The 18,431-nt window shown below is 67.6% G+C and carries 19 protein-coding genes; 7 read left to right on the plus strand and 12 right to left on the minus strand.

Features of this window, described 5'->3' with window-relative positions; all coding sequences use genetic code 11:
- Positions 1-16: 16 nt before the first annotated feature.
- Both QMO14_RS11875 and QMO14_RS11880 read right to left on the minus strand, forming a co-directional pair.
- On the minus strand, positions 17-922 hold the full coding sequence (locus tag QMO14_RS11875) for a MaoC family dehydratase N-terminal domain-containing protein (RefSeq protein WP_301507414.1): 906 nt from the start codon (positions 920-922) through the stop codon (positions 17-19).
- A gap of 27 nt (positions 923-949) precedes the next feature.
- Positions 950-1,945 (minus strand): tripartite tricarboxylate transporter substrate binding protein, encoded by a 996-nt coding sequence (locus QMO14_RS11880; protein ID WP_301507415.1) that lies wholly within the window; start codon positions 1,943-1,945, stop codon positions 950-952.
- 106 nt (positions 1,946-2,051) lie between these two features.
- Between QMO14_RS11880 and QMO14_RS11885 the strand changes: the two genes are divergently transcribed.
- Positions 2,052-2,966, plus strand: coding sequence for a LysR family transcriptional regulator (locus QMO14_RS11885; RefSeq protein ID WP_301507416.1), 915 nt, complete (start codon positions 2,052-2,054; stop codon positions 2,964-2,966).
- Between the two features lie 473 nt (positions 2,967-3,439).
- On the opposite strand, the gene QMO14_RS11890 is transcribed toward QMO14_RS11885, so the two are convergent.
- Positions 3,440-4,030, minus strand: coding sequence for an NADPH-dependent FMN reductase (locus QMO14_RS11890; RefSeq protein WP_301507417.1), 591 nt, complete (start codon positions 4,028-4,030; stop codon positions 3,440-3,442).
- Positions 4,031-4,071: 41 nt separating this feature from the next.
- Entirely contained in the window at positions 4,072-4,950 is an 879-nt protein-coding gene (gene yghU / locus QMO14_RS11895; RefSeq protein ID WP_301507418.1) for a glutathione-dependent disulfide-bond oxidoreductase, read from the minus strand.
- A gap of 28 nt (positions 4,951-4,978) precedes the next feature.
- Here yghU and QMO14_RS11900 point away from each other — a divergent pair, with 28 nt between their 5' ends.
- A complete protein-coding gene (locus QMO14_RS11900; protein ID WP_301507419.1) occupies positions 4,979-5,623 on the plus strand; it encodes a glutathione S-transferase family protein in 645 nt (214 codons plus the stop codon).
- Between the two features lie 149 nt (positions 5,624-5,772).
- Here QMO14_RS11900 and QMO14_RS11905 read toward each other — a convergent pair whose 3' ends face one another.
- Together QMO14_RS11905 and phaC are read right to left on the minus strand one after the other, a co-directional pair.
- Entirely contained in the window at positions 5,773-6,951 is a 1,179-nt protein-coding gene (locus QMO14_RS11905; RefSeq protein ID WP_301507420.1) for an acetyl-CoA C-acetyltransferase, read from the minus strand.
- Positions 6,952-7,132: 181 nt separating this feature from the next.
- Entirely contained in the window at positions 7,133-8,893 is a 1,761-nt protein-coding gene (gene phaC, locus QMO14_RS11910; protein WP_301507421.1) for a class I poly(R)-hydroxyalkanoic acid synthase, read from the minus strand.
- Positions 8,894-8,946: 53 nt separating this feature from the next.
- Here phaC and QMO14_RS11915 point away from each other — a divergent pair, with 53 nt between their 5' ends.
- A complete protein-coding gene (locus QMO14_RS11915) occupies positions 8,947-9,336 on the plus strand; it encodes a hypothetical protein (protein ID WP_301507422.1) in 390 nt (129 codons plus the stop codon).
- Here the strand turns inward: QMO14_RS11915 and pgeF are convergent.
- From pgeF to QMO14_RS11930, 3 genes are read right to left on the minus strand one after another with little or no spacing between them, the layout of a single operon-like run.
- Positions 9,268-10,020 (minus strand): peptidoglycan editing factor PgeF, encoded by a 753-nt coding sequence (gene pgeF, locus QMO14_RS11920; protein WP_301507423.1) that lies wholly within the window; start codon positions 10,018-10,020, stop codon positions 9,268-9,270. The two genes, QMO14_RS11915 and pgeF, sit on opposite strands and share 69 nt — an antisense overlap.
- A gap of 5 nt (positions 10,021-10,025) precedes the next feature.
- Entirely contained in the window at positions 10,026-10,664 is a 639-nt protein-coding gene (gene maiA, locus QMO14_RS11925) for a maleylacetoacetate isomerase (RefSeq protein WP_301507424.1), read from the minus strand.
- A gap of 49 nt (positions 10,665-10,713) precedes the next feature.
- Complete coding sequence (locus tag QMO14_RS11930) at positions 10,714-11,640, minus strand: tetratricopeptide repeat protein (protein WP_301507425.1); 927 nt, start codon at positions 11,638-11,640, stop codon at positions 10,714-10,716.
- 119 nt (positions 11,641-11,759) lie between these two features.
- Between QMO14_RS11930 and QMO14_RS11935 the strand changes: the two genes are divergently transcribed.
- The 4 genes from QMO14_RS11935 (at position 11,760) to QMO14_RS11950 (ending at position 14,191) form a co-directional block, all read left to right on the plus strand.
- Positions 11,760-12,461, plus strand: a complete 702-nt coding sequence (locus tag QMO14_RS11935; protein WP_301507426.1) for a fumarylacetoacetate hydrolase family protein — start codon at positions 11,760-11,762, stop codon at positions 12,459-12,461.
- A 21-nt stretch (positions 12,462-12,482) separates the two neighbouring features.
- A complete protein-coding gene (locus QMO14_RS11940) occupies positions 12,483-13,034 on the plus strand; it encodes an NUDIX hydrolase (RefSeq protein ID WP_301507427.1) in 552 nt (183 codons plus the stop codon).
- Positions 13,035-13,042: 8 nt separating this feature from the next.
- Positions 13,043-13,531, plus strand: coding sequence for a CreA family protein (locus QMO14_RS11945; protein WP_301507428.1), 489 nt, complete (start codon positions 13,043-13,045; stop codon positions 13,529-13,531).
- 144 nt (positions 13,532-13,675) lie between these two features.
- Positions 13,676-14,191 (plus strand): murein hydrolase activator EnvC, encoded by a 516-nt coding sequence (locus QMO14_RS11950; RefSeq protein ID WP_301507429.1) that lies wholly within the window; start codon positions 13,676-13,678, stop codon positions 14,189-14,191.
- Positions 14,192-14,277: 86 nt separating this feature from the next.
- Here QMO14_RS11950 and QMO14_RS11955 read toward each other — a convergent pair whose 3' ends face one another.
- The 3 genes from QMO14_RS11955 to QMO14_RS11965 form a co-directional block, all read right to left on the minus strand.
- Entirely contained in the window at positions 14,278-16,212 is a 1,935-nt protein-coding gene (locus QMO14_RS11955) for a hypothetical protein (RefSeq protein WP_301507430.1), read from the minus strand.
- A gap of 120 nt (positions 16,213-16,332) precedes the next feature.
- Positions 16,333-17,961, minus strand: a complete 1,629-nt coding sequence (locus QMO14_RS11960) for a phospholipase D family protein (protein ID WP_301507431.1) — start codon at positions 17,959-17,961, stop codon at positions 16,333-16,335.
- Between the two features lie 120 nt (positions 17,962-18,081).
- Positions 18,082-18,312, minus strand: coding sequence for a hypothetical protein (locus tag QMO14_RS11965; protein WP_301507432.1), 231 nt, complete (start codon positions 18,310-18,312; stop codon positions 18,082-18,084).
- Between the last annotated feature and the right edge of the window lie 119 nt (positions 18,313-18,431).

Here is an 18,431-nt window from a genome sequence, read left to right on the forward strand (position 1 = left end):
TGTTCCCTCCTCCCGCTCAGGCCAGCACGGCCTTGGCCTGCATCGTGAGCCAGCCGTCGGCGTCCTCGCCCCACAGGTTGAATGTCTTTGCGTCGCCGCCGGGCTTGCCGTGCACCCGGAGCGGCGCGATGTCGAAGGTCGGGCGCACCGCGCGGAACTCGAAGCGCGCAAGCTGCGCGCCCGGCACGTTGCGGCGCAGCAGGTCGACCAGCAGCGTCGCGATCAGCGGGCCGTGCACGATCAGGCCCGGGTAGCCCTCGACCTGGGTGACGTAGCGGCGGTCGTAGTGGATGCGGTGGCCGTTGAAGGTGAGCGCCGAGTAGCGGAAGAGCAGCACGTCGTCGGGCACGAGGTCGCGGCTGAAGGCGGCGTCCTTCGGTGCGGGCGTGGGCGACGGGCCGGCCTCGCCCCCCTCACCCGGTTTTGCCGCGGCGCGGTAGACGATGTCGTGCTCCTCGGTGAGCGCCAGGCCGCGTTCGTTGCGCACCTCGTGGCGCACCAGCACGAACACCAGTTCGCCGGTGCGGCCCGCCTTGTGCGCGACCGAGACGATGCGCGAGGTGCGCTCCACCTTGTCGCCGACCTGCAGCGGATTGCCCGGCTCCCACGCGAGCCGTCCGCCCGCCCACATGCGGCGCGGCAGCGGCACGGGCGGCAGGAAGCCGCCGCGCCTGGCGTGGCCGTCCTCGCCGATCTCGGACTGTCGGTGGTGCGGCAGGAAGTAGAGCCAGTGCCACAGCTCGGGCAGGCGCGTGCCGGCCCGCGGCAGCGGATCGTCGCGGTCGAGCGTGGCCGAAAGAGCGCGCACGGGCGCGGCGGTGATGTCGTCGGCCAGCGTTTCGCTGCGGCCCTGCCAGGCCTGCAGCTTCGCCAGCGCTTCGCTGTCGATCGCGGGAGATGAAGTCTGTGTGTCGTTGCTCATGGATTCCTTCGTCGATTCCTGCGTCATTCAGTCGACCGCGGCACCGGAGGCCTTGACGATCCGCGCCCACTTGGCGAGGTCGTCGTGCAGCAGCGCCGAGAACTGTTCGGGGGTGGTGGGCGCGGCGATCTCCACGCCCTGCTGGCCGAGCTTGTCGCGCAGGTCCTTCGAAGCCAGCGCCTTGCGCGTGGCGTCCTGCAGCGTGGCGAGCACGTCGGGCGGCACGCCCGCCGGGGCGAACAGCCCGATCCACAGCGTGCCGTTGTAGCCCGGCACGGCCTCGGCGATGGTGGGCACGTCGGGCAGCACCGGTGAGCGCTTCTCGCCGCTCACGGCCAGCGCGCGCAGCTTGCCGGCCTTGATGTGCGGCAGCGCCGAAGGCAGGCTCGCGAACACGATGGGCAGTTGCCCGCCCAGCACGTCGTTGAGCGCAGGGGCCACGCCCTTGTAGGGCACATGCTGCATCGAGATGCCGGCCATGCTGTTGAGCATTTCGCCCAGCAGGTGGTTGAGCGTGCCGTTGCCGGCCGAGGCGTACTGGTAGTTCGCGCCCTTCGCCCGCGCAAGCTTCAGGAACTCGGCAAGGTTCTTCGCCGGAAACGTCGGGTTGACCAGCAGCACGTTGGGCACCGCGCCAATGAGGCCCACGGGCTTGAAGTCGCGCTCGGGGTCGAAGCCCGGGTTCTTGTAGAGCGCGGGGTTGATGGCCTGGCTGCTGCTGATGGTCATGAGCAGCGTGTAGCCGTCCCTCGGCCCCTTGGCCACCAGCTGCGTGCCGATGTTGCCGCCCGCGCCGGGGCGGTTGTCGACCACCACGCCGGCGTTGTTCATCACCTCGCCGAGCTTCTGGCCCACGAGGCGGCCGACGATGTCGTTGGTGCCGCCGGCGGCCTGGGGCACGACGAGCGTGACGGGGCGCGAGGGATAGTTCTGGGCGAGCGCGGGGCCCGCCGGAAGCACGAGCGCGGCTGCCAGCGACAGCAGCGCCCATGCGCGGAATTTCGTGTGTCTTGTCGTCTCCATGGCCCGCATCGTCGGCCGCCCCACCCTCGCGCGCAATCTGCGATTTCGGAACCCAGCCTTCTGCATTCCCGAAGGCTGGTGTCATGGCGGCGCCTACCATCGCTGCATGCTTTTCGACCTCACCGACCTCCGGCTCTTCGTGGCCACGGCCGAGCTCGGCAACCTCACGCGGGCGGCCGAGCGCCAGCACCTGTCGCTGGCGGCGGCCAGCGCGCGCATCAAGGCGCTGGAAACGCAGGCCGGCCTGCAACTGCTGCAGCGCGAGGCCCGGGGCGTACGGCTGCTGCCGCCAGGGGAAGCTTTCCTGCACCACGCCCGCCTCGTGCTGCACCAGACGGAGCAGCTGCGCGCCGACCTGCTCGAATACGGCGGCGGCCTGCGCGGCCACCTGCGCGTGTTCGCCAACACCACGGCGGTGACCGACTTCCTGCCCGAGATCCTGCCGGGCTTTCTGGCGCACAACCCGCGCATCAACGTCGACCTTCAGGAAAAACCGAATGCTCAGATCCCGCGCGGCGTGCTCGACGGCCGCGCCGACATCGGCATCGTCGCCGGCCGCGTCGACACGCTGGGGCTGGAAGCCATCCACTTCAGCACCGACCGGCTGGTGCTCGCCACCTCGCGCAAGCACCGCTTCGCCAAGCGCAGGAAGATCTCCTTCGCCGAGACGCTGGACGAAGACGCCATCGGCATGCAGCAAGGCAGCACGCTGCAGACCTTTCTCTCGCAGATCACCGACAACCTGGGCAAGCGGCAGAAGCTGCGCATCCAGCTCGGCAGCTTCGACGCCATGTGCCGGATGATCGGCAACGGCGTGGGCATCGGCGTGGTGCCGGAGTCGGCGGCGCGGCGCAACCAGGAAAGCATGCAGCTCGCGCTGATCGACCTCGCCGACGCGTGGTGCGTGCGGGAGCGCTACCTGCTCGTGCGCAACCGCGCGGCGCTGCCGATCTACGCGCAGGCGCTGGTCGACACGCTATGCCGGCACTACGCCGGGCAGCAGGCCCCGCCGGAGAGTTGACCGCCCCGGCGCCGTAAAAACAGCAACTTGCGCGCGATTGCTGAACAACTCGCTCCCGTCCCCATTTTCTGTGGGCAACTTTGGGGGTAACTCATGAGGAGCCTTGTAAAACGAATGCAAGTCGTTGTTTTACAAGGGTATTCCTTAGTTTGCTCAAATTTTGGGCGGTGTACAACTCTGACCGCCAAAACCGCCTCGTCCAGCCCCGAAACAGCCTTTCGACTCCATTTTTCACGGTTTCCGGTGAGCGAAAAACGCTATCGGATCAGCCACTTGCAGCCGGAATGTGGGAAAGCCGGCTTCTTCCCCATTTTCAGTGCACAACTTTGGGGATAACTGATGAGGAGCGTTGTAAAAGCAACGTAAGCTGTTGTTTTACAAAGGGATTAGTTAATCTGCCCAAAATTTGGGCGGTGAACAAGATGCCTTCGGGGCCAGCCGCGAGCCCCCGGCCGGCGGCCGGCTATCAGCTATCAGTAAGGCGGCGCCTTGCGCGCCCTCTGCGCGCGTGCCGCGTCGGTCCACCAGGCCAGGTCGTCGGCGAAGCGGCCGAACGAGCGCTGCAGCGACTCGCCCGCGGGCCCCGTCGGCTTGCCAGCGGCATCCAGCGTCTGCGAGATCGGCCCGACGGCCAACGTGCTCGACACCACGACCATGCCCATCTCCGACAGGATCGAATGCCACACCGTGCCCGAGCGCACGCCGGAGAAGCGCCCGGCCGAATAGCTCGCAATGGCCGCGGGGCGCCAGAACCACTCTTCCAGGAAATGGTCGGTGAGATTCTTCAGGCCCGGCTGCGGGCCCCAGTTGTATTCGCCGGTGACGAAGATGAAGGCGTCGGCCGTTCGGATCTTCCCGGCCAGCGCTTCCATCGCGGCTGGAGCGCTGCCCTTCGGGTATTCCTTGTACATGCGGTCGAGCATGGGCAGGTCGACCTGCTTCGCATCCACCAGCTCCGCGTCGTCGCCGCGTTCGCGCAGGCCGGCGACGATGTAGTCCGCCAGGCGCACGCCCATGCGGTCGGAGCGGTAGGAGCCGTAGAACACCAGGATCTTGTCGCTCATCGTCGTTGCTCCTGTCGGGTCGGGGGTGGCGCGCTTGTCGCTCAGGTCGGCGCCTGCAGCTTGTCCTGCGTGCGGGTGTCGAAGTCGGCGGCGTCGTGGCGCTCGTGGAGCTGGCTGGCGGGCTGGCCCCAGGTACGGTTGACCATGCGGCCGCGCTGCACCGCCGGGCGTTGGGCAATCTCGTCGGTCCAGCGCAGCACGTTCCTGTATTCGCTCACCTGCAGGAACTCGCCCGACTCGTAGAGCTGTCCCTTGGCCAGCGTGCCGTACCAGGGCCAGACCGCCATGTCGGCGATGGTGTATTCGTCGCCCGCGAGGTACCGGCTCTCGGCCAGGCGGCGGTCGAGCACGTCGAGCTGGCGCTTGGTTTCCATCGCGAAGCGGTCGATGGCGTATTCGATCTTCGTGGGCGCATAGGCATAGAAATGCCCGAAGCCGCCGCCCAGGTAGGGCGCGCTGCCCATCTGCCAGAAGAGCCACGACAGGCATTCGGCGCGCGCCGCCGGCTCGGTCGGCAAAAAGGCGCTGCCGAACTTCTCGGCCAGGTACTGCAGGATCGCGCCCGACTCGAACACGCGGATGGGCTTGGTGCCGCTGCGGTCCATCAGCGCGGGAATCTTCGAATTCGGGTTCACCGCCACGAAGCCGCTGCCGAACTGGTCGCCGTCGTTGATGCGGATCAGCCAGGCGTCGTATTCGGCACCCGCATGGCCCAGGGCCAGCAGTTCCTCGAGCATTACCGTCACTTTCACGCCGTTGGGCGTGGCGAGCGAATACAGTTGCAGCGGATGCTTGCCTACGGGCAGGTCTTTCTCGTGCGTCGCGCCCGCAATGGGGCGATTGATGTTCGCGAAGCGGCCGCCGCTTTCCTTGTTCCATGACCAGACGGTGGGCGGCGTGTAGGCTGTCGTGCCATTCATGCGATGAGTTCCTGGAGTTGAACCGACGATGATCATTCTCTACGACTGCGCCACCGCCCCCAGCCCGCGACGCGCGCGCATCCTGCTTGCCGAGAAGGGCATTGCGCACGAGACCGTGCAGGTCGATCTTGTCCGTGGTGAGCAGATGGGCGAGGCCTACCGCGCGATCAATCCGCAGTGCACCGTGCCGGCGCTGCGCACCGATGACGAAGACGGCCTCCTGCTGACCGACAACGCGGCCATCGCCGCATGGCTGGAGGCGCGCTATCCGCAGCCCGCGCTGATGGGCACCACGCCCCGCGAAAAAGCCGAGATCGCGAGCTGGAACTGGCGCATCGAGTTCGAAGGCCTGCTCGCCATCGCCGAGACGCTGCGCAACAGCTCACCCGCCATGGCCGACCGCGCGCTGCCCGGCCCGGTGAACTACGCGCAGATTCCCGAACTGGCCCAGCGCGGGCTGGCACGTATCCAGAATTTCTTCGACACGCTGAACGCACGGCTCGCCGGCCGCGATTTCATCGCCACCGACCGCTTCAGCATTGCCGACATCACCGCCGTGGTGGCGGTGGATTTCGCCCGCGTAGTACGGGTCAAGCCGGGGGAGCAGCACCCCGAGTTGCTGCGCTGGCGCGCGGCCATGGCGCAGCGGCCGTCGATGGCGATGGCGCGCTGAGCAACGGGCCTTGAGGCTCGCTGGCCGAGAAGGTGTGAAGACACCGTTGCGAGCGCCCCGAGGTCGCACCGAGGACCGGAGCCGTACCCAGGTACGGTGAGAACCGCAGGTGCGAGACCGGGGTGCGCGGCAGGTTTATTCGCGCCTTCTCAGCGTTCGATGGTCAGCGCCACGCCCATACCCCCGCCGATGCACAGCGAGGCGATGCCCTTCTTGGCGTTGCGGCGCTGCATTTCGTGCAGCAGCGTCACCAGGATGCGGCAGCCCGAGGCTCCGATGGGGTGGCCAATGGCGATGGCGCCGCCGTTGACGTTCACCTTGTTGATGTCCCAGCCCATTTCCTTGTTCACGGCGCAGGCCTGCGCGGCGAAGGCTTCGTTGATCTCGAGCAGGTCGAGATCGGCCGCCTTCCAGCCGGCGCGCTGCAGCGCCTTGGTCGAGGCGGGCACGGGGCCCATGCCCATGATGGCGGGGTCGAGGCCGGCGGTGGCGTAGCTGGCGATGCGGCCCAGCGGCTTCAGGCCGAGGGCCGCGGCCTTCTTGGCCGTCATCACCATCACGGCGGCGGCGCCGTCGTTCAGGCCCGAGGCGTTGCCCGCGGTCACGCCGCCGGCCTTGTCGAAGGCGGGGCGCAGGCCGGCCAGGCCTTCGGCGCTGGTCTTGCGGTTGATGAACTCGTCGGTGTCGAAGACAACGGGGTCGCCCTTCTTCTGCGGAATGCTCACGCCGACGATCTCGTCCTTGAACTTGCCGGCGTCCTGCGCGGCGGCGGCCTTGGTCTGGCTGCCCAGCGCGAGCTCATCCTGCGCGGAGCGGTCGATGCCGTACTTCTTGGCCACGTTCTCGGCGGTAATGCCCATGTGGTACTGGTTGTAGACGTCCCACAGGCCGTCGACGATCATGGTGTCGACCAGCTTCCAGTCGCCCATGCGCTGACCGTTGCGCGAGTTGGGCAGCACGTGCGGCGCGGCGCTCATGTTTTCCTGGCCGCCGGCGATGACGATCTCGCTGTCGCCCGTGGCAACTGCCTGCGCCGCCAGCATCACTGCCTTCAGGCCCGAGCCGCACACGGCGTTGATGGTGAGCGCCGGCGTTTCCTTGGCGCCGCCGCTCTTCAGCCACGCCTGGCGCGCGGGATTCTGGCCCGCGCCTGCCGCCAGCACCTGGCCCATGATGGCCTCGCCGACCTGCTCCGCCGTGAGGTTGGCCCGCGCAATCACTTCCTTGATCACGATCGCACCCAGCTCCGTGGCCGGGATACCGGCGAGCGAGCCGCCGAACTTGCCGACCGCCGTGCGTGCTGCCGAAACGATGACGATGTCTTCCATGAGGTTCTCCGTTGAAGTGATTAAAGAATCTGCGTAACAAAACTGCAGGCGCAACTTGCACCAAACCACGGCTTCACGCCAGGAACACCGCGGAACCGGCTTTGCCGGGCCGCTGGTGTTGCCCCCTGCAGGGGGTTGGCGGCCACACGCAGCGGGCAAGCCTGGGGGTGTGCCATGTTTTTCAGGCTTTGGCCTTGACGTAGCGTCCGGGCGCCGGCTCGATGGCCTTGTAGGCCTTGCCGTTGCCGTACGCCTTGGGAGCGGGGACCTGTTTGCCCGCGTGCCCCTTGAGCCATTGTGCCCAGTCGGTCCACCAGCTGCCCGGGTGCTCCTGCGCGCCGGCCAGCCATTCGGCCTGGGTCTTCGGGAACTTGCCGTCCTCGCGGATCCAGTGGCTGCGCTTTTTCTTGGCGGGCGGGTTGATCACGCCGGCGATGTGGCCCGAGGCGCCCATCACGAAGCGCTTCTTGCCGGGCAGCAGCTGCGTGGAGGCATAAGCGCCGCCGATGGGCACGATGTGGTCCTCGCGCGAGCCGTAGATGTAGGCCGGGATGTCGATGCTGCCCAGGTCGATCTTCTCGCCGCACACGGTGAGCGCGTTGGGCTTGGCCAGCTTGTTCTCGTGGTACGTGTTGCGCAGGTACCAGGCGTAGAACGGCCCCGGCAGGTTGGTGGCGTCGCTGTTCCAGTACAGCAGGTCGAAGGGCGGCGGGGTTTCGCCCTTGAGGTAGTTGCCGACGACGTAGTTCCACACCAGGTCGTTGGGCCGCAGGAAGCTGAAGGTCGAGGCCAGGTCGCCGCCGGGCAGCAGGCCGCCGTTGCCCAGCTGCATCTCGCGGTACTGCACCATCTGCTCGTCCACGAAGATGTCGAGGATGCCGGTGTCGCTGAAGTCGAGGAAGGTGGTGAGCAGCGTGACCGAGGCGGCCGGCTTCTCGCCGCGCGCCGCGAGCACGGCCAGCGCGGTGCTCAGGATGGTGCCGCCCACGCAGAAGCCCAGCGCGTTGATCTGCTTGCTCCCGCTGATCTCCTGCACCGCGTGGATCGCCTTGATGGCGGCGTTCTCGATGTAGTCGTCCCAGGTGGCCTTGTCCATCGACTCGTCGGGGTTGCGCCAGCTCACCACGAACACGCGGTGGCCCTGCTCGTTCGCGTAGCGAATGAGCGAGTTCTCGGGCTGCAGGTCGAGGATGTAGAACTTGTTGATGCAAGGCGGCACCAGCAGGAAGGGACGCTCGTACACCTTGGGCGTGAGGGGCTTGTATTCGAGCAGCTGGAAGAACTCGTTCTCGAACACCACGGCGCCCTCGGTGGTGGCCACGTTGCGCCCCACTTCGAAGGCGCTCTCGTCGGTCATGCTGAGGTGGCCCTGCTTGACGTCGTTCAGCAGGTTGCGGATGCCCTTGGCGATGCTCTCGCCCTGGGTGTCGATGGCCTTCTTCTGCGCCTCGGCATTGAAGGCCAGCGAGTTGCTGGGCGCCGAGGCGGCCATCCACTGCTCGACCGCGAAGCGCAGGCGCGCCTTGGTCTTTTCGTCGGCTTCGATGGCCTCGGCCATGCTCAGCATGGTGCGGCCGTTGAGCAGGTAGACAGCCGCCGAGAAGGCCGACAGCGGGCTGTGGGTCCAGGCTTCGCCCGCGAATCGCTTGTCGCCCTCGGGCTTGGCACCGAAGCCCTGGCGCCAGAGCTCGGTGGCCTCGGCAAGGTACTGCTGCTGGATGGACTGGAGCTTCTCGGGGTCGATGGAAAACCGGGGCAGTTCGGGCATCTGGGGCATTTGCGGCATCTTCGGCAACTGCCACAGCGGCGTGCCGCCGATGTCGAAGGCGGAGCCGGCCTGCGCGGTGGACTGCCGGAAAGATTCCAGCGCCTGGGTCCATCCTTGTGAAAGAGCCTGCTGGAAAGGCGCGAACGCATCGGCCCCCGTGGCTTGTTGCTTCATCATGTCTCCTGGTCCTCGCCTGAAACGGTACGGATGGCTTGCGTGATTTGAGTATGCTGCATTCAAAGGGCCCTCACAACGCCGCCCCCTTCACTTACCAACTGAAACCTCTCGTGTTTGTCCATCTGATCGTCATCGGTTGGTTGTATGTCGCCTTGATGATGGCCGTGGCCGAAGCCACCAACACCACCGGCACCGTGCTGGGCGCCATCTTCACATTTCTTTTGTACGGTTTGGCGCCGGTCGCACTGGTGGTTTACCTGATGGGCACTCCCGCGCGGCGACGTGCCATCAGGCAGCGCGAACTCGAGGCGCAGGAAGCGGCGCGGCGTGCGGCAGCCGAACAAGCAAGGCAGCCGGCCGCGACGACAAGCTCAGGCCTTCCAGACCAGGGCGGCGAAGCGGCCGCTGATGCCGTCGCGCCGGTGCGAAAAGAACCGTGACGGGTTGCCGACGGTGCACCAGGGGTCGCTGCCGTCGTTGCCGTGGATCGATTCCACGCCCGCCGCGCGCAGCCGCTGGCGCGCCAGTCCGGGCAGGTCCGCCAGCCATTTGCCGGGCGCGGGCGCAGGCCGGAAGCAGGACGCCGCCTCGGGCGCGTGCGCCTCGAAGGCGGCCTTGACCTCCGGCCCCACTTCGAAGGCTTTGGGACCGATACAAGGGCCCAGCCAGGCGATGACTCCCGAAGCGCCATCGAATGCCCTCGCAGTCTGCTCAAGCACTCCGCCTGCAAGCCCCCGCCAGCCAGCATGTGCGGCGGCCACGCGATGGCCAACCTCGTCGGTGAAGAGTACCGGCAGGCAATCGGCCACCATGATCGTGCAGGCCAACCCGGTCACGGTGGCGGTACAGGCGTCGGCGGCAGTACCGTCGCGCACGATGCTCTGCGCGGCATCGAGTTCGACCACGCCTGTGCCATGCACCTGCTGGAGAAAGACCGGGCGCGCTCCGATCGAAGCGCGCAAACGGTTGCGGTTGTCCGCCACATGCGCGGGCTCGTCGCCCACGTGGTCGCCGAGGTTCAGGCTCTCGTAGCGCCCCAGCGAGACGCCGCCCTCGCGCGTGGTGCACACGGCCCGCACGCTGGGCGGCGCGGGCCACTCGGGCACGAGCCAGCGAGCATCCATCGGCTTCAGGCTTCCGCGTCGGGTGCCTGCGAGGGCTCCGCGCGCTGGAAGGCGTCGAGCTCCATGCAGGCCTCGAAGGCGGCCATGGTGCGCGGCAGGCCGCTGAAGTCGCAGTCGAAGCGGCGGCCGTTGAAGATCTGCGGCACCAGGCAGCAGTCGGCCATGGTGGGCGTGTTGCCCCAGCAGTAGATGCCGGCGGGGTACTGCGCGAGTTGGCGCTCGAAGGCCTGCAGGCCGTCGCGCACCCAGTGGCGGTACCAGGCGTTCTTGGCATCCTCGTCGAGCTTCAGGTCCTTCACCAGGTACTTGAGCACGCGCAGGTTGTTGAGCGGGTGGATCTCGCAGGCGATCGACTGCGCCAGTGCGCGCACATGGGCACGGCCCACGGGGTCGCGCGGCAGCAGCGCGGGCTCGGGATGCACTTCGTCGAGGTACTCGATGATGGCCATCGATTGCGAGAAGCGCTCGCCGCCGTCTTCGAGCAGCGGCACCAGCCGGTCGGCGGAGATGGCGGCGAAGGGGCCGGTGCGGTGGTCGCCGCGTGCGATGTGCACTGGAACGTAGTCGAAGTCGAGGCCCTTGAGGTTGAGGGCGATGCGGACGCGGAACGAGGCGGAGGAGCGGAAATAGTTGTGCAGCTTCATGGTGTCGCAAGGATAGCGCTCCCTCTGGAGCGGAGTGTCGGGGCGGGTATCAGGAGCGGGGCATGCCGGCCAGCACGCAGCGGAAGTCCTGCAACGCCGCCTTCGGCGAGCTGGCGGCGACGGCGTCGCGCCACTCGCCGAGGATGCGGCGCGCACCCTCTTCTTCCCGGGCCGCGATGCCGATGCGCCACGGCCCCAGCGTGCCGGGCGGCTCGCCGTCGCCATGGTTGTGCTGGCCCTCGCCATAGGGCCGGCCCTCGGAGCAGGCGCGGCAGAGCATCTGCATGCTGGTGGTCCAGTTCTCGGCGCTGGCGTCGGCGGCCTCGAAGCGCTTGACCAGCGCGTCGATGTCCTCCTTCGTCGCGTCCTCGACGGTGACTTCGTAGGTCGAATACTCCGAAGGCGCGATCAACTCGAGGGCGTCGAACACCGGCACTTCGCGCTCGCCCCGCAGGCGGTAGCCGTTGGCCGCGCCGTCGTGCAGCACGAGGTCGCCATAGCGGTGGCCACAGTCCGGCGTGGGCACGTTGCGCAGGATGGCGCGCGCCGGGTCGATGCGGTCGGCCCACACCACCTCGGTGCCCTCGTTCCCATGCACGCGGATGGGCGTGAGCCCGATGAAGAAGTCGACCGGCCCGTCGCCGTCCGGCACCTCGATGCCGTACCGCCGCCAGGCGCTGCGTGCCGCGGCCCAGTCGCCCATCGCGGTGGCGGCGATACCGAGGTTCCATATCGCGCCCTCGTTGCGCGGGTCGCACTGCACGGCGCGGGCGTTGGCCTGCAGCGAGGCGGCCCAGTCGCCGCGGTACTTGTGGATGAGGCCGATGTTGTACCAGGGGGCCGACCAGTTCGGCAGGATGGCGCCGGCTTGCGCGTAGGCTTCGAGCGCGCCGTCCTGGTCGCCCTCATCGTCGCGCTGGCGGCCGAGTTCGTTGAGAGCATTGGCCTTGCCGGCCTTGCCGATTCGGATGGGCATGGTGGAAAACGAGGGAAATGGGAAGGGAATACGCCGCGCGGGCCGTCTATTGTGAGCCTCCCGCCTCTGGCACACTGCCGGTTTCCCGCTTGGCTTCCCTGAAAAAAGGACACGTCGCAATGGCTTCCGAGTTCGTCTTCGCCCCGCCCGCCGCCGTTTCGGTGCCGGTGGCCGGTCAGTCAGCCCGCTTTCCGGTGCACCGCATCTACTGCGTGGGCCGCAACTACGAAGATCACGCCAAGGAAATGGGCTTCACCGGCCGCGAGCCGCCCTTCTTCTTCATGAAGCCCGCCGATGCGCTGGTGGTGGTCGACGCAGGCGAGACCGGCACCATGGCCTACCCCTCGCTCACCAGGAACCTGCACCACGAGATCGAACTCGTGGTCGCCATCGGCACCGGCGGCAAGAACATTGCGGCAGCCGACGCGCACAAGCACATCTACGGCTACGCGGTCGGCCTCGACATGACCCGCCGCGACCTGCAGAACGACATGAAGAAGCAGGGCCGTCCCTGGGACATCGGCAAGGGCTTCGAGCAGAGCGCGCCCATCGGCCCGATCGTTCCCGTGGCGCAGGCCGGCGACGCCGAGAAGGCCGAGATCTCGCTGCAGGTGAACGGCGCCGACCGCCAGCGCAGCAACGTGAGCAAGCTGATCTGGAACGTGGCCGAGACCATCGAGCACCTGTCGGCGGCCTGGGAGCTGCAGCCCGGCGACCTGATCTACACCGGCACGCCCGAGGGCGTGGCGGCCGTGGTGGCCGGCGACACGCTGGTGGGCGAAGTCGCGGGCCTGCCGGCGCTGACCGTCAGGATCGTCTGAAGACGGCGGCCGGATTCATTCATGCTTCTGCGCGTACCCATCAAGCATTGCAAGAACTGTGGCACCGCGGTGGTCTACCGCGTGCCGGACGACGGCGACACCAAGCAGCGCGCCGTCTGCCCGGCCTGCCACACCATCCACTACGAGAACCCGCTGAACGTGGTCGGCACCATCCCGGTCCTGGGCGACAAGGTGCTGCTGTGCAAGCGCAACATCGAGCCGCGCTGGGGCAAGTGGACGCTGCCGGCCGGCTTCATGGAACTCGAGGAAACCACGGCCCAGGGCGCGGCCCGCGAAACCGACGAGGAGGCCGGTGCGAACTTCGAGCTCGAAGGCCTGTTCTCGGTGATCAGCGTGGTGCGCGTGGGCCAGGTGCACCTGTTCTACCGCGCACGGCTGCTCGACGACAAGTTCGACCCGGGCCACGAGACCATCGAGGCGCGGCTCTTCACCGAGGCAGAGATTCCCTGGGACGAGATCGCCTTCCGCACGGTGCGCGAGACGCTCGAGCACTACTTCGCGGACCGCAGGCGCGGCAGCTTCGACCGCGTGCACGAACTCAGCATCGTTTGACGAAATCCATGAACAAGACCCTGCGCGCCACACTCCTGTGCAGTGCCGGCCTCGGCTTCGTACTGACGGCAACAGCCGCCAGGGCGGAAGCCGTGGGCGACGTCGACACCGCCTTCAAGCTCATCGGCCCCGACCACAAGATCGTGATCGAGGCCTACGACGATCCCAAGGTCAACGGCGTGACCTGCTATGTCTCGCGCGCCAAGACCGGCGGCTTGGCGGGCGCCTTCGGCGTGGCCGAGGACAAGGCCGAGGCCTCCATCGCCTGCCGCCAGGTCGGCCCCGTGAGCATCACGCAGCCGCTGCCCAGGCGCGAGGAGGTCTACAGCGAGCGGCTGTCGGTGCTGTTCAAGCGGCTGCGCGTGGTGCGCATGGTCGACCCCAAGCGCAACACGCTGGTCTACCTCACCTACTCCGACCTGCTGATCGACGGCTCGCCCAAGAACAGCGTGACGGCGGTGCCCGTCGATCGCGGCACGCCGATCCCGCTCAAGTAGCCCGCGGCCCCGCAATTCCCTCCTCACAGCCGGTTGCTCTTTCGTGGTGCGGCGGCGCGGCGGTTTGCTAGCATCCCCCGCGTGGCGCGCCCGGCGTGCCGGTTTGCAGGAACCCTCCGCAACGAACCCGTTCGAACAGAGCCCATGCATTTTCAGACTTTTGTTTTACGTTTCGGCGCCGCAGCGCTGCTCGCCACGGGCCTTGCCGCCTGTACCACGGTCGATCTCAACACCCCCTGGCCGACGACGCCACCGGCGGTCAAGCCACCGGTGCCGCAGCGCCCGGCCGCGCTGTTCATCCGCCCCGCGAACGGCCCGACCATCGCCCGCTTCGACGGCGACCGCGTCAAGGGCATCGACATCGGCGGCAATCTCGGCGACCCGATCGTCGCCGCCGCCGATGGCCGCGTGGTGTACGTGGGCAGCGAACTGCCGGCCTACGGCAACATGGTCATCATCAAGCACAACGAGACCTTCCTGACCGCCTACGCGCACCTGCAGACCATCTTCGTGAAAGAGAACGCCGTGGTCCGCCAGGGCGACAAGATTGCCGAGATGGGCCGCAGCAACGCCGACCGCGTGAAGCTGCGCTTCGAGATCCGCAAGAACGGAAACCCGGTCGATCCCGAGCCGTATCTCAGCGGCCGGCTGATGCAGTAGACGCCGCAGCGCCATGAAGAAAGCCCCCTTCCGGGGGCTTTCTCGTTCTTGCGGGCACCCACGCAAGCCGGTGCCCTCTCCTCGCCTCACTCAACCACGGTGGCCTTGGTGTCGCGCAGCACGATCTCGCGCCAGTTGCTGTCGTAGGTGCTGACGAACATGTTGCGGAAGGACACCGAGCCCTGCGCCGGCAGGTTGAAGCTCTTCGATGCCGTGCCCGCGGCCGACGGCGCGACGTCGGCACGGTCTTCCGCGCCGGCCGAGGGGCCCGCGATCAGGCTCAGGAAGAACTGCGCCGCGAAGGCGGGGTTCAGGCCGGTGGCGCTGACCGAGAAGTCGCCGCCGCCCACGTAGGAGGCCAGGGCCGGCGTGGTCGTGTAGTCCGGGTAGCCGACTGCAGCGGCTTCGGCCAGCGTCAGCGGGCGCCCGTGGAAGCGGTGCCTGTAGACGATGTCGAAGCCGTTGAACTTGGCCACCGTCGTGCCGTCGCTCTCGTACGCGGTGAAGGTGTACTCGGGCGTGGCGGGGAGTGCCGCGATCGTGCTGTCGCTCAGGCCCGCGTTCTGCCGGCCGCCGCAGTTCGTCGTCAGGTAGTAGTAGTTGAAGTCAGAGCTGCCATCGATCGGCCATGCGCCGCCGCCCGACGGACGCAAGTGACGCAGACCACCTGGGGGCAGCCCCGGGCCGGTGACGACCACGGAGGCGACGTTGCCGCTGTTGCCGGTGTTCGTATCCATGATCTCGAACTGCAGCGAGCTGCTCACGCATCCCAACGCCTTCTCCTTGGTGGCGTGCATGTGCGGATTGATCTCCAGCACGCGCCCGTCGCCGCGCAGGCGCCACACGCCGTCGGTGCCCTTGACGACCTGCATGCCCTGCGTATTGCTGAACGCGACGCCGTTCTTGTCCTTGTGCGTGAATTCGACGAAGGCGCGCGGGCTCGTGTTGTTCGCGTCGATGGTGTAGTTGATGCGCTGGATCGCAACGTCGGTGAAGCTCGCGCCGATCAGGCTGGTATCGGTCGCCGTCTCGTTCGCGAACTGCGAGGCGCTGAGGTCGGAGAACCTGAAGCCGTAGGTGCCGGTCGCGGGGTTGCTGCCGTCGGTCATCAGCGGCAGCAGTTGCGAGGGCGCGGGCAGGCCGGTGGCGAACTTGCCGACGAAGTCGGAGAACACCTTGCGGATCGCCACGATGTCGTCGGCCGCGGTGTCCATGCCGGAGCCGCTCATCGGCGTGGCGGCTGGCTCGGCCGCCGCCTTCACCGCCAGGTCGTCGGCGATCTGCTGCTGGGTGACGATGTTGGTGATGGTCGCCATGTTGGTGGCCGGGTCCACGCTCACGCGCAGCACGTCGAGCGCCTTGTCGAGCGCGCTCGAAAGCGGCGTGAAGGCCGTGCGCAGCAGGTCGATGCTGGCGTCCACGCCCATCGCCTGCAGCATCGGCAGCAGCTTGGCCTTCAGCGCGTCCGACTCGGCCKTGAGCTCATCGGCCGAGAGCGAGGCGAACTCGCCGCCGTCGAAGTACTGCGAGGCCAGCCGTCCAGCGATGTTGGAAACCACGAGGTCGGTCAGCGGCGTGATGTTGATGTTGCCGTTGACGTCGGCCGCGGTGGCGGCCGAGTGGATCACCGTGCGCTCGCCGGCCACCGTGCCTTCGGCCCGGAAGACGAAGGGCGCGGTCATGCCGCTCACGTCGATGGTGTACTTGCCGTCGACCAGCGGCACGGTCTTGCTCGCGCCCTTGGCATCCTTGACGGTGACGGTACCCACCAGCGGCAAACCGGAGGCCGCCGTGCCCGAAAACGTAACCGGCGCCGAGTTTGCCGGCGGGTCGCTGGCCGGCGGGTTGCTGCTACCGCCTCCGCTCACTGCAGCCGGAAAGCCGGCGAAGCCGCCGCCTCCGCCTCCCCCGCCGCCACCACAGGCACCGAGCGAGATCAGCAGCGCCACTGCGCATGCGCAGCGCGTCGTCTTGAAGAAGGACTGGCCGGAGGCCGCGGGGGTCGCGAAGTTTGTTTTCATGGATGGTCTTGTCAGGTGAAGGGCAAACAAAAGAATCAACTCGTAACACGAGCGGTGCGATTCTTCTGGAGGCCCCTTCTGTCGACCATCCTCTGTTTTGAGGATGCGGCCTGCACTCGCCTAAAGCAGGCTCTCGGGTACCAGCGGCGCCAGCAGTTCCAGCTTCCAGCGCGACCAGAAGTCCGTTTCGGGCTCCTGGTGCAGGATGGTGTCGGCCGCGTCGCCCGAGGCCGGGCTGACCCACTCGATGGCGCCCTTCGGCCCCAGCTGGAGCTGGTAGGCGCCGTCCAGCCGCATGAAGCCGATCAGGCTGGTGAGCTGCTGGGCGATCTGGGGGCTGAAGATGAAGATGCCGACCTCGGTGTTGTGCAGCATCGAGCGCGGATCGAAGTTCATCGAGCCGATGAAGACGATCCTGCGGTCGATCACGGCCGACTTGCCGTGCAGCCGGCCGCTGGCCGAGCCGTACATGCCGAATCGCTTCGTCTGTTCCACCCGCTTGGGGCTCAGCTCGTACAGCTCCACGCCCAGGCGCAGCATCTGGGCGCGATAGCGGCGGTAGCCAATGTGCACCAGCGATTCGTCGGTGGCCGCCAGCGAGTTGGTGACGATGGTGTAGCTCACCCCGTTGCCACGCACGAGGCGGATGGTCTCCATGCCGCCGCGCCCCGGGATCAGGTAGGGCGTGGTCTGCATGATCTCGTTCTCGGCGCCGCGCAGGTAGCGCCGCACGTTGTAGAGCACGCTGTCCTTCGACTCGTCGGCCGGCAGTCCGCGCGCCTCGTCGGTCCGGCCCAGCGCCTTGGCGGGCGGGTCGGCATAGGCCTCGGCGCGCGCCCAGACCAGCTTCAGCTCACCGGCGGCAAGGTCCTTGGCCAGCGGGTTGTTGCCCAGCAGGTCGGTGGAACCGGGCTCCTCGGGGTGCAACTGCTCGGGACCGGAAGTGAGGCGGTCGAAGCGCTCGCGCAGCTGCTGCGGCGTCTGGCCGTCGGGCGGCACCAGCGACTCGACGGGGTAGACGTACGGGCTGTTCCAGTACATGTCGAACAGCGAAGAAAGCCTGGGCACCACCTCGCCGGCCACCAGCGTGTCGATGTCGATGAAGTTCGAGCCTCCATCGCGCAGGAAGTACTCGTTGGCCATGTTGCGCCCGCCCATCACGCCGATGGTGTTGTCCACCACATAGAGCTTGTTGTGCATGCGGCGGTGCACGCGATCGAAGTCCAGGATCGACCAGGCCCAGCGCGTGCCGAAATGCTCCCGCCCGGCCGGGAACGGGTTGAAGAGGCGCACCTCCACGTTCGGGTGCGAGGCGAAGCTTGAAAAGAGCGGATCGGCGCCCGCCGTGTAGAGGTCGTCCACCAGCAGCCGCACACGCACCCCGCGGTCGGCCGCGTCGCGCAGGGCGCGCAGCAGGTAGCGGCCGGTCTCGTCGTTCTGAACGAGGTAGTACTGCACGTCGATGGAGCGTTGCGCGCGGCGCGCGAGTTCGATGCGCGCATGCAGCGAGAACTGCGGCATCGGCAGCAGGCGGAATCCGCTGAGCGGCTCGCCCGGCGGCGCCGAGGCCTCCACAAGGCGGCCAAGGCTGGTGTCCGCGCCGTCGGCAATGGCGGTCGAAGGCTTGCGCCGCACCTCCGACGGCAGGCCGGCGCAGCCCGCCATGAACAGCGCCGCGATGCCGAGCAGCAGCCAGGCCAGCCATCGGACATGCGGTTGGCCGGCGGTCCGGCGGTGGGAGTTGGGCATGGATGGCGGCGCGTGAGTGGGAGCGTGGATCGGGACGTGGCGGCCCGAAAAAGGCTCGCGGTTTCTACCACGGGCCCGCCCCATGTGCTGCACCGCCGCAGCGGATTCGAGGAAGCCCGCTCAGGCGCTTCGCGCCGGGCCCCATTGCCTGACGAAGTGGTCGGCCCGCAGCGTGGCCCGTTCGACCGCCGAGTCCCACGACAACTGCTGGGTGATGACGAGCGCGCAGCGAGGAACGCCGCTGAAGCTCAGCTCGGCGATGCCCGCATAAGTACCGCTGGGCGTACGCATGAGTTCGAGCCAACCCGTCCAGCCTTCTGGAACGCTGAGAGCGAGTCGAGCGCCGTCCATGATGGATTGACCTTAACCCAGTTGATACGTGTTTTCTGGAATTTAAACCCTAAGCACTACTCAAGGCTAGAGGGGGAGCCGAGGGTAATGGCTGAGCCGCCATCCGGCATCGCGTGAAC

The organism is Variovorax sp. CAN15 (assembly GCF_030462475.1).
Classification (GTDB): Bacteria; Pseudomonadota; Gammaproteobacteria; order Burkholderiales; family Burkholderiaceae_C; genus Variovorax.

Bases quoted from the DNA above. Each gene is read 5' to 3' on its own strand.
- QMO14_RS11875 (WP_301507414.1), bottom strand. From the start codon at position 922: ATGAGCAACGACACACAGACTTCATCTCCCGCGATCGACAGCGAAGCG.
- QMO14_RS11880 (WP_301507415.1), bottom strand. From the start codon at position 1,945: ATGGAGACGACAAGACACACGAAATTCCGCGCATGGGCGCTGCTGTCG.
- QMO14_RS11885 (WP_301507416.1), top strand. From the start codon at position 2,052: ATGCTTTTCGACCTCACCGACCTCCGGCTCTTCGTGGCCACGGCCGAG.
- QMO14_RS11890 (WP_301507417.1), bottom strand. From the start codon at position 4,030: ATGAGCGACAAGATCCTGGTGTTCTACGGCTCCTACCGCTCCGACCGC.
- yghU (WP_301507418.1), bottom strand. From the start codon at position 4,950: ATGAATGGCACGACAGCCTACACGCCGCCCACCGTCTGGTCATGGAAC.
- QMO14_RS11900 (WP_301507419.1), top strand. From the start codon at position 4,979: ATGATCATTCTCTACGACTGCGCCACCGCCCCCAGCCCGCGACGCGCG.
- QMO14_RS11905 (WP_301507420.1), bottom strand. From the start codon at position 6,951: ATGGAAGACATCGTCATCGTTTCGGCAGCACGCACGGCGGTCGGCAAG.
- phaC (WP_301507421.1), bottom strand. From the start codon at position 8,893: ATGAAGCAACAAGCCACGGGGGCCGATGCGTTCGCGCCTTTCCAGCAG.
- QMO14_RS11915 (WP_301507422.1), top strand. From the start codon at position 8,947: ATGCTGCATTCAAAGGGCCCTCACAACGCCGCCCCCTTCACTTACCAA.
- pgeF (WP_301507423.1), bottom strand. From the start codon at position 10,020: ATGGATGCTCGCTGGCTCGTGCCCGAGTGGCCCGCGCCGCCCAGCGTG.
- maiA (WP_301507424.1), bottom strand. From the start codon at position 10,664: ATGAAGCTGCACAACTATTTCCGCTCCTCCGCCTCGTTCCGCGTCCGC.
- QMO14_RS11930 (WP_301507425.1), bottom strand. From the start codon at position 11,640: ATGCCCATCCGAATCGGCAAGGCCGGCAAGGCCAATGCTCTCAACGAA.
- QMO14_RS11935 (WP_301507426.1), top strand. From the start codon at position 11,760: ATGGCTTCCGAGTTCGTCTTCGCCCCGCCCGCCGCCGTTTCGGTGCCG.
- QMO14_RS11940 (WP_301507427.1), top strand. From the start codon at position 12,483: ATGCTTCTGCGCGTACCCATCAAGCATTGCAAGAACTGTGGCACCGCG.
- QMO14_RS11945 (WP_301507428.1), top strand. From the start codon at position 13,043: ATGAACAAGACCCTGCGCGCCACACTCCTGTGCAGTGCCGGCCTCGGC.
- QMO14_RS11950 (WP_301507429.1), top strand. From the start codon at position 13,676: ATGCATTTTCAGACTTTTGTTTTACGTTTCGGCGCCGCAGCGCTGCTC.
- QMO14_RS11960 (WP_301507431.1), bottom strand. From the start codon at position 17,961: ATGCCCAACTCCCACCGCCGGACCGCCGGCCAACCGCATGTCCGATGG.
- QMO14_RS11965 (WP_301507432.1), bottom strand. From the start codon at position 18,312: ATGGACGGCGCTCGACTCGCTCTCAGCGTTCCAGAAGGCTGGACGGGT.